Source organism: Bacillus sp. 220_BSPC, from assembly GCF_001054655.1.
Taxonomy (GTDB): domain Bacteria; phylum Bacillota; class Bacilli; order Bacillales; family DSM-1321; genus Peribacillus; species Peribacillus frigoritolerans.
Map to the genome: position 1 here is coordinate 1 of NZ_JVPL01000190.1, position 9,978 is coordinate 9,978.

The following is a 9,978-nucleotide window of genomic DNA, read 5'->3' on the forward strand; positions in this document are numbered from 1 at the left end:
TCATTTTCCTTTTTTAAAGGAATCGAAATCATATTAAAGAAACTAATTTTGGTTTTGGTGCAAAAATCACTCGTTAGAAACATAGAGTGTAGTTTACTTTAAATTGCTAACTTATGAAGCTAATCCAAACAATTTATGGATGAATTCTTTTTGATTTTGGACAGACTTCACCCCATGAACCTGCTTCTTTTTAATCATATGCATGGCTTCTATGCCACTCAAAATATAGGTGGCTGTTCGAAATGATTTCAATCCTAACATTGAACGAACTCGCCTCTTTATAAAACGATGATCCTGTTCTACCATATTATTGAGATATTTAACTTGCCTTATTTGTATGCCTTCAGGCATACGTTTCTCTTCTTTTAACTCTTGAATCGCTACAGGATAGGCTGGATTTTTATCCACTGTTATGACACGAGGTTTACAAACATGAGAAGTAGCCAAAGCTTTCTTGAAAAAGCACTTGGCTGCTTGTTTATCTCTTGATTCACTTAGATAAAAATCTATGGTATTCCCTTCTGAATCGACTGCACGATATAAATACATCCATTGACCTTTTACTTTGATATACGTTTCATCGACTCTCCAAGAGTCATTTGTTGGCTTAAGATGACAACGTTCTCTTTTATCTAATTGAGGTCCATATTGATGAACCCAACGCATAATCGTTGTATGAGCCATGGATAAGCCACGCTCCTCCATCATTTCCACCAAATCACGAAAACTTAAGTTGTACCGTAGGTACCATCGTACTGTTAACAAAATAATTTCAGACTGATAGTGCTTCCATTTGAACAAATCTTCTTTTTTCATACCGATCACACACCTTTTTTTAGAGTAATAGTATCAGTATGTCCAAGATTTATAGGTTAATTGCAATTGTCTTGAAGTTCTTGCACCAGAACCTTCTATCGTTTCCCCGTCTATTCCACCGGCACCTTTATTTGCTTTTACTTGTTCAAAGCTTTGAGTTAGTTTACGATCAAATAGAAGTTGTCCGTATACACTGTGTAATTTAAATTTCCACTCTTGATTCATTGCGTATTCCACGCCTTTCCTTGATGTACATTCAAACGGTTTTACCGCAGGAACGTGATTGTTGGCATTACATCTTGTTCATGGCTTGGAGCCATGGTCGTTCCCTTTCCGTTCATTCAATGTTTAGTCATTGAACTACTTCCGTACTATGAAAACGTCTGACTTCTCCACCTGTTCTTTGTCATTTCGGATTGCCCTTATAGACTAGAACCCTGCCTGTTTGGTAAGGTGGAGACCTCACGGGGTCATCCTATTTCCCTTCAAGACATACCCTGCACCATCACGTAATAAGTCACATTTCCTCGATCTGACTTCTAAAGAAAATGCCTTTTAAGAGGGCTTCCTCAACTTATCCCGCCGCCGTGCTTCACACTTATTGCATTAGGGTCTACCTTTTCACCTGCGGGCCTCTCGACTTTCCGCATCTCCTTCAGACAACACCTCACGATATTGCCCTAGATTAGGTTTCCCGAGCTAGGTCAGTCTCCTCGGGGATGGACTTTCACCATCTGGGATTCTCTTTCTTTATTCTTCAACCAGTCGTTTCATCGAGATGACGTCTCTGTCAGAGAAAAGAAATGAAGGGTGCTGACTGTGTCAGCACCCAATATGACTGCCCGTCGCACAAAAAGTATGCCAGAAGGCATACGAGTACGTCAATTACGGTATCTGAACAACATTGTGGAACAAGATCATCGTTTTATAAAAAAACGGGTCCGTTCCATGTTGGGATTGAAATCGTTTCGAACAGCCACCTATATTTTGAGTGGTATCGAAGCTATGCATATGGTTAAAAAAGATCAACCTCATCAACGGGAAAAGTCTGCCCAAAATGAGGTTGAATTCATTCATAAGTTGTTCGGAGTAGCTGCTTAATCTCAAAGTTAACAAGATATTACCATTTCATGTTTCTATTGCATTAATTTTGCACCAGAACCACCTTCTTTACTTTCACTGCTATTTTGATTCCATACCACAATTAAGAAGAAAGCAATCATAGCCAACAGACCCGAAAAATAAAAGCCAGCGGCAATGCCGATAGAGGAATTTAGAATACCAGCTAATAATGGGACAGCAAACATGCCGATAGCGTATATTGCCTGGTAGAGGCCCATTGCCGTTGCTCTTTTCTCCCGAGAAATACTTTCTATCGCCATCCCTAAAAAAAGTGGGAACAGAAGGCCCATTGAAAACCCATTAAGTCCCAAGACCACACAAAGGAAAGCTTTTGTTTCAATCAATGGGATCATAAGTGTGAAAAAGGCCGTTGCCCCAAACGCTATCTGCAACGTTTTCCACTGGCCGACCCTAGGTACAAACCAACTCCCGCTCAATAAAGTAGCCGCCGCATGAGGAATCATAAAGGAAAAAACGATGAAGCCGACCTCACTAGCCTTCAACCCAATGTGTAAGGCGTAAGTAGGAATAAATCCAAACATTGTAGTGAATATAATGCCGTGCGCCAAAATAGACAGCAAAGACACCTTTAACAGCATCGGCTCTCGTATAACAGATGCCAATTCCTTTATTTTCACAGGCTCTCTCTGAATCCCTCCTGTTGAGTCAGAAACAAAAAGAGACAGCAGCGCACCACAAATACCGATCGTTCCGCCAATCCAAAATGGAGCAGCCCACCCCCATGTATCCACAATAAATCCGCTCACGCTCATACCTAAGAATTGCGCTAACACCACAACAAACGAAATGCTTCCCATCGCACGGTGGATATACTGGTCCGTAAAATAGCTGGAGTACAAAACAGTAAAAACAACCCAAGCAGAAGCAGCCACTCCAGCGAGCGATCGGGATAAAAGGATCCATCCTAGACTGTCCGTCAAAGCAAAAGCCAAACAACTGAGGGCACTAACCAGCATCCCAAATATAATAAACGGCTTCCTTACTTTTACAAGATCTGAAAAAACCCCCATAGGAAGACGAAATAAAAACTGCATCAACCCATAGCTGCCCAATACAAGACCGATAAAGGCATATTGTCCCCCTTTAAATTCAATATAAGGGGACAATATGGGAATATAGATAAAATGAGAAAACCAAAAAATAAAGGAAACAGCTAAAAAAATATATTTATTCCGGATAGGATGCAAAGATTTCACTATATCACTTCCTAATTTATTGGCTGTCCCAATTGTTTTTTTGGTTTTTTAAACTCAAACGCTCAGGAGATTCTCGATGGTACGTTCCCTCGCCAATTAAAACAGCTCCTGCTGATTACTTTTGGAACGCTTTATTAAGCATTCTTGGAACTGGCCTTTTCATTTAGAAGAGTTTCCTCATAGAGCAAGTCACTTGAACCTAAATTATTATTGTATGACATTTCTTCAATAAGGGCTGTGTTTTGCGGCTTAGTGACAAGTGTAGCAGCTACAATTGTCAATGCTGAAGCGAGCAGCCCTGGAAATACTTGATGAATGCCAAACGGCTGACCAGCTATTTGCCAAACGACCGTTGTAATCAAACCGGCCCATATGGATAAAGTACCAGCTTTCTCACTGATTCCTTTAAATAGCATTCCGGCTATAACCGGGATAAGTAAGCCAGAGGTAAGCATTGCAGTTCCAGCGATCCATAATGGTACGAGCTGTGGTATGGTAAGTGCTAACAATAGAGCAATTGCTGCTAGAATAACAACCGATAAACGGCTATAATGGAGCATTTTTTTCTGATCAGTTACCTTAAGATAAGGTTTAATTATATCGTTTGCTATGCTGGAAGCTCCAGCAATGAAGAAAGAGTCAGCGCAAGAAACGATTGTTGCCAGTACGGCGATGACCATAAGAACAACCATAGGGGTCGGCATCGTTTCACTAACTACTTGGTAGAAAATTAAGGCTGGTTGCTCTGTTTTTATACTTAATCCTAAATTAGTGAAAACACCAGTTAAGACGATGAAAACACTCGCAACGACACCAATACCAATGGCGAACCAGTTACTATTTGCAGCAACTTTATCTGTTTTAGCCGCCCAAACACGTTGCCAGTTATCTTGTCGAACGAATTGGTAAGCACCAAGCGTAAAAATAAATACAAAAATACTGGCGGTTGGGATACCAAATAAATCTACTAGCTGAGGTTGGTTGATCGCCATGGCATTCTCTTTTACAGTACCCCATCCCCCAGAAAGGAAATAGACAGTTACAAATAAAATAATGATTCCTAGCGTTTGAATAGTTCCTTGGACAGAATCGGACCAAATAACAGCCTTTAATCCACCAATATAGGTTTTAAATGTAAGGAATATACAACCAATAATAATCCCAGTTGTTGTATTTAAACCAAACATTAAATTTAAGAAGGTAGCAATAGCAATAAATTGTAAACCGGTAATGGCAGCATAAGCTACCAATATACATAATAGTGCAGGTATACGTGCTTTTTCACCGTAGCGAAGAGAGATATAATCAGGGATAGTTACTAAATTAAACTTTGTTCCTAAATTACGAATTGGCTTCAAGAAGAATACAATCCATATTATAGTTACAATGTATATAGGGAAAACCAGCCAGAGCATTCCCAGACCGTACTATATGCGTCAGCCATCCATCCAAGCAGGCTTGCCCCACCAGTCGCAGTACCGATAATAGATAGAATCATTGGGAATGTTGGTATCGACCGGCCAGCCACATTATAATCATCAGCTGTTTTTACTCCTCTATAAAAATAGAGAGAGTGGGCCAGAGTAGCAATTAAATAAACAAATACAGCTATTAAAATAATGCTCTTTACACTAGGATCAAACATAGGAACATCTCCCCTCTAAAGTTTGTTCAAAAACGGTTTCTCCTTCAATCATCGTAAGTAAAACCTGAACTTCTTTGATCTCTTCTGGGTCTATCAGAAAAGGATTTTGATCTAACACAATCAAATCTGCATATTTGCCAATTGAAAGTGTTCCGATAATCTCTTCGTCAAATCCACTGTAGGCAGCGTCAGCTGTATAAGCTTTAATGGCATCTTCTATTGGAATAGCCTCTTTAGTCCCTAATTGATTTCCTCCTACTGTCTTTCGTGTCACAGCCGCATATATCCCTGCAAACGGGTTTCCCGTACACACTGGCATATCTGAATTACCCGGTGTCTTAATCCCATGCTTTTTAAATGAGGCGTGAGGAAAAACTCTTTCTGCCCGTTCCTTCCCTAAATTGTTCAAATAACTATCTCCAATTGAATATATAAATCCAATCGAAGAAGCAGCAATAATGCCGTTAGAAGCAATTTCCTTTAAATGCTCTTCAGTTGCCAGCGCACAATGCTCAATTCGGTGCCGCATTTGTTTATTTCTTTCAGGATCACCAGCTTGCTTTATCGCCTTAAGAGCCATATCAATAGCTCTCTCCCCGATACCATGAATAGATACACGCAGGTTATTTCTTCCTGCCTCGGCGACCAGTTCATTTATTCTCTCTTGTGACATATATAAGATTCCGTGGTTATCCATTTCATTTTCAAAAGGGTCTAATACAGCAGCCGTTCTTCCACCGACACTGCCGTCAAGCATATATTTTAAACCTTGTATGTTCAAACGATCATTCCCGTAACCACTTTCGATTCCAAGGGCAATTGTCTCTTCTTGTACACCTTTCCACCCCATTTGATCTATAGCCCAAAGCCAAAGTCGTGCTTTCAGTCGAAACTGCTCGTCCTTTTGTAATTGCTGATAGACAATCATTTCTTCTTTTTTAACAGCCATTTCATGGACGGTCGTAATACCCCATTCGAAAAAATGTTGCTGAGCTTTAATCATCGTTTGCTTAAGTTGTTCAATAGTTATGGTTGGAATTGAAAATTCACTCATGGCATTTTCCTGGATAAGCCCACTTAGTTGGCCGGTATCAGAATCTCTGTGAAAATGGCCACCTTCAGGGTCAACAGGATTTTCAGAGAGTCCACAAACTTCAAAAGCTTTTCGATTAACTACTGCGTTATGGACACAAGTTCGCCTAAGAAAAATAGGATGATTAGGGGCGGCATCACTTAACTCCTCAATAGTAGGAAACCTCCTTTCCTTTAGCTTACTGTCATCCCAGCCCATACCGATAATCCATTCTCCCTCTGGCAATTCCTCTGCCCTTTTTCTAACTGCTGAAAGTATACTTTCAATAGTTGGAGTTACTTCGGCGCGTAAATCTAGTTCTAATAAATTAGCGGCGTAATGCAAAGGATGCGCATGACTTTCAATGAGACCTGGCAAAACGACTTTGCCTTTTATATCAAGTTTGCGGGTCCGTGGACCGCAATACTGGTCGGCCTCTTGGTCAAACGCGACAATTTTCCCATTTTTAATAGCCACTTTAGAAGCCGTAGGCCTTGTTTCATCCATAGTATAAATGACCGAGTTGTGTAAAATAAGATCTGCGTACATATTTTCCCCCTTTGTTTAAAACTTGTTGTGTCTTCGACATAATCGTCCATCTCTTTTTAATAAGCATGAGCACTTTATATTGCCAATTTTCTGACAACGTTTAACAGTACATTTGCTCCTTTTTCGATCGCCTCTTGTCTTGTAAACTCCTCCTGACAATGGCTTTTTCCATCAACACTAGGAACAAAAATCATTGCCGTAGGAGCCATTTCATTTATGTATTTGGCATCGTGTCCTGCCCCGCTGATCATCTGTTGATGGCTGTAACCTAGCTGCTCCGCACTCTCTGAAATACATTGGATAAGTTCAGAGGAAAAATGACTGGCCGGCGTCTCCCAAATTTGATTCATTTCAAGTTCAACTTGTTCAGTAGCGGCGATCATGCCAATTTTCTGTTTCAATAACCCAAGTAAATGTTCCCTCACAGCATCAACTGAATGACGAATATCTACGGAAAAAACGACTTCTCCAGGAACACAATTAATCGAATTTGGCAATAGAGATAAACGGCCGACAGTCACTGTTGCTTCACTATCATGTTTTTTTATCGTTTCTTTGATTTCTATTATCATTTTAGCTGCCGCCATTAGAGAATCTTTGCGCATGTTCATCGGCGTTGGTCCTGCATGATCGGCTTGTCCAGTAACCTTCACTTCCAGCCAGTTCATCCCTTGTATTCCGGTGACTACGCCAATATCCAATTTTTCATGTTCAAGTACCGGACCCTGTTCAATATGAAGTTCAAGATAGCTGTAAATATTATCTGCCCGATGATCTTTGGCCCCATGATAACCGATCCGTTTAAGCTCATCTAAAAAGACTTTTCCATCTTTATCTTGGCGGGTAAAAACAAAGTCTTGACTAAAAACACCAGCCAGTCCTCCTGCTCCTAAAATAGGAGGCTCAAAGCGTGCACCCTCTTCATTTGTAAAACATACTAGCTCGATCGGCCGTTCTAACTCTATTTCATTTTCATGTAGCACTTTTAATACTTCAAATCCTGATAAAACTCCCAATATTCCGTCGTATCGGCCGCCTTCCGGCTGGGTATCGAGATGAGAGCCAATAAGAACAGCGGCTGCCTTTGGATTTTTCCCCTCTCGTCTTCCGTAAATATTGCCGAAGTCATCCACTCGAACTGTCAATCCTGTGCTTTCCAACCAATGAACAAATAAATCCCGCATGCTTTTATCTTCATCAGTGAGTGCCAGCCGGCCAATTCCACCTTGCTCAAGCTGACCAATCTTAGCACTTTCTTCAATCGTATTCATCAGCCGCTCAATGTTTATAAGCTGAGTTTGCTCTGTCATGTATCTTAGCAGCTCCTTTCCTAGTATATTGTTTCTTATTGTTTCTTAAGCAAGTTTCTAGCCAAGTTTTTACCTGTTTTTTAAAGAAAATCGTAGATTTAAAGCTAGTTTTTATCACTTTTCGTCTTTTTAGATTGAAATCGACTCAAGAAAATAGGGATTTGAGTCGATTTAGACTCTAAAAATTGTTTTAACCGCCATCTATTTTCTTTTTTAAAAGTATTGATTCGATATAGACTCAAAACATGTTAAAATATTAAAAAGATTTTAACTATTAGCACCTAAAAGGGGACTTGAAATGAAAAATATATTCGACAATGTTTACTTTACTAGTATTCTTAATGCGATTTCAGACGGTATTTTAATAGCCGATGGACAAGGAAAGGTTCTCTGGCTTAATCATGCATGTGAAAATCTGGCGAATATCTCCCGCTCAAAGATTATCGGAAAAACAGCGAATACTCTGGAGAATCAAGGGGTTTTTATGCCCTCTGCGACCAAGATGGTATTAAATAAACAAAATACAGTTAGCACAGTGCAAACAACGGTGCAAAATCGTAAATATATTACTTCAGGACATCCCATCAAAAATGAACAAGGAAAAATTGAATTAATTGTTGCTCATGCCCGGGACATCACGGAAGCCGTCCGTACTAATTCCCAGCTGGAAGAAACCCAAGAACTGTTAAAAAGATATAGCCAAGAAATAATAAAGATTAGACAAAAAAATGACTTTGTGGCTTCCGAACACTTTTTTATGGGGAAAAGCCCCGCTTACTTATCTATAATCAGCATGGTCGATAAAATCGCTTCAACAGACACCACTGTGCTGATTACTGGAGAAACAGGAGTGGGTAAAAATGTCATTTCCAACCGGATTCACCAATTGAGTGAGCGCTGTCACGAACCATTTATGGAAATTAATTGCGGAGCTATGCCAGAATCTTTAATAGAATCAGAGCTATTTGGCTATAAAAAAGGAGCCTTTACCGGAGCCAACTCAGAAGGAAAAGCTGGGTTAATTAAAATGGCAGACAAAGGGACTTTATTTCTTGATGAAATCGGAGAGCTTCCGCTTCATCTGCAGGCAAAGCTGCTTCAGTTCATCCAGCATAAAAAGTGGCTGCCGATCGGAGGAACAGAACATCAAACAGCCAACTTGAGAATTATAGCCGCTACGAATCGGGATTTACTTCAACAAGTCCAAGAAGGAAAATTTCGTTCTGATTTATTTTACAGACTAAACGTATTGCCAATCAGAGTGCCTTCAGTGAAAGAAAGAAAAATGGATATTATCGATTTGCTGCAATTTAATCTGAAAAAATACAATAAAAAACATAAGCGAGAATGCAAATTTTCGAAAGAAGTGCTTAAAAACTTGCAAGCTTATGATTGGCCAGGAAATATTAGAGAACTAGAAAATCAAGTGGAACGACTGGTGATTATCTCGGCTCATGATGAAATTCGATTGGAAGACTTGCCTTTTCAAATGCAGCAAAAAGAGAAAACAGCTTTTAATCTTAACAAATATGAGAAAGGAAAATCGTTGACTGATATTTTAGAAACAATTGAGCGGGAGATTATCGAAGAGGCGTACGCTGAATTTAAAACTACGAGAAAAACAGCGGACAAGCTGGGTATCACCCAATCGTTACTGATGAGGCGTGTTAGAAAATATGGTTCTGGTGCAAAAAGAATTAGGTAGCAAAATCTAAATGAATACTAACTAATAAATGCGTCCGTTTTATTCGCAATTAAATCCTTTATGGTGCACTTTTATAATAAAAACTATCTAGAACTTTCGGTATTTACGTTATATTTTTATTTATATTTTGACAGCATTCGAGGTTTGCACCAAAACCCACTTTTCAGTATAGGATAGGAGGTTTATTATTAAGATGACACTTAGTAAAGGCTAGACTCTTAAAAGTTATAGTTTTTCTGGTTCTGGTGCAAAAATCACTCGTTAGAAGCATAGAATGTGAGTTTCCTTTAAATTGCTAACTTATGAAGCTAATCTAAACAATTTATGGATGAATTCTTTTTGATTTTGGGCAGACTTCACCCCTTGATGAACCTGCTTCTTTTTAATCATATGCATGGCTTCTATGCCACTCAGTATGTATGTGGCTGTACGAAATGATTTCAATCCTAACATCGAACGAACTCGCTTCTTTATAAAACGATGATCCTGTTTTACCATATTATTGAGATATTTAACTTGCCTTATTTGTATGCCTTCAGGCA

General features: G+C 39.4%; 9 protein-coding genes and 1 pseudogene. 2 read left to right on the plus strand and 8 right to left on the minus strand.

The window, feature by feature from the left end; all coding sequences use genetic code 11:
- Positions 1–111: 111 nt before the first annotated feature.
- Together ADA55_RS14915 and ADA55_RS30050 are read right to left on the minus strand one after the other, a co-directional pair.
- Positions 112–816, minus strand: coding sequence for an IS6 family transposase (locus tag ADA55_RS14915; protein ID WP_048685249.1), 705 nt, complete (start codon positions 814–816; stop codon positions 112–114).
- A gap of 33 nt (positions 817–849) precedes the next feature.
- Positions 850–1,041: a hypothetical protein gene (locus tag ADA55_RS30050; RefSeq protein WP_048685250.1), complete on the minus strand. Its 192-nt coding sequence runs from the start codon at positions 1,039–1,041 to the stop codon at positions 850–852.
- Between the two features lie 618 nt (positions 1,042–1,659).
- Between ADA55_RS30050 and ADA55_RS14925 the strand changes: the two are divergent.
- Positions 1,660–1,917: pseudogene (locus tag ADA55_RS14925) on the plus strand (DDE-type integrase/transposase/recombinase); the annotation flags it as partial.
- 35 nt (positions 1,918–1,952) lie between these two features.
- On the opposite strand, the gene ADA55_RS14930 reads toward ADA55_RS14925, so the two are convergent.
- The 5 genes from ADA55_RS14930 to ADA55_RS14945 all read right to left on the minus strand — a co-directional run bounded on the left by ADA55_RS14930 (position 1,953) and on the right by ADA55_RS14945 (position 7,731).
- Positions 1,953–3,155, minus strand: coding sequence for an MFS transporter (locus tag ADA55_RS14930; protein WP_048685252.1), 1,203 nt, complete (start codon positions 3,153–3,155; stop codon positions 1,953–1,955).
- A gap of 134 nt (positions 3,156–3,289) precedes the next feature.
- Positions 3,290–4,570: a sodium:solute symporter family protein gene (locus ADA55_RS14935; RefSeq protein ID WP_226990474.1), complete on the minus strand. Its 1,281-nt coding sequence runs from the start codon at positions 4,568–4,570 to the stop codon at positions 3,290–3,292.
- Positions 4,537–4,800 carry a hypothetical protein gene (locus tag ADA55_RS30525; RefSeq protein WP_065421160.1) on the minus strand — a complete coding sequence of 88 codons (264 nt, stop codon included), beginning with the start codon at positions 4,798–4,800 and terminating at the stop codon, positions 4,537–4,539. Before ADA55_RS30525 ends, ADA55_RS14935 begins: the two co-directional genes overlap by 34 nt.
- Positions 4,793–6,421, minus strand: a complete 1,629-nt coding sequence (locus ADA55_RS14940; protein WP_048685255.1) for an amidohydrolase — start codon at positions 6,419–6,421, stop codon at positions 4,793–4,795. Before ADA55_RS14940 ends, ADA55_RS30525 begins: the two co-directional genes overlap by 8 nt.
- 74 nt (positions 6,422–6,495) lie before the next feature.
- Positions 6,496–7,731 (minus strand): M20 family metallo-hydrolase, encoded by a 1,236-nt coding sequence (locus tag ADA55_RS14945; protein ID WP_048685256.1) that lies wholly within the window; start codon positions 7,729–7,731, stop codon positions 6,496–6,498.
- A 298-nt stretch (positions 7,732–8,029) separates the two neighbouring features.
- On the opposite strand from ADA55_RS14945, the gene ADA55_RS14950 reads away from it, so the two are divergent.
- The gene (locus ADA55_RS14950) at positions 8,030–9,436 is read left to right on the plus strand and encodes a sigma-54 interaction domain-containing protein (RefSeq protein WP_048685258.1); all 1,407 of its coding nucleotides are present in this window, start codon (positions 8,030–8,032) and stop codon (positions 9,434–9,436) included.
- A gap of 300 nt (positions 9,437–9,736) precedes the next feature.
- Here ADA55_RS14950 and ADA55_RS14955 read toward each other — a convergent pair.
- The coding region (locus tag ADA55_RS14955) for a DDE-type integrase/transposase/recombinase (protein ID WP_048685261.1) at positions 9,737–9,978 on the minus strand (242 nt) is incomplete at its 5' end.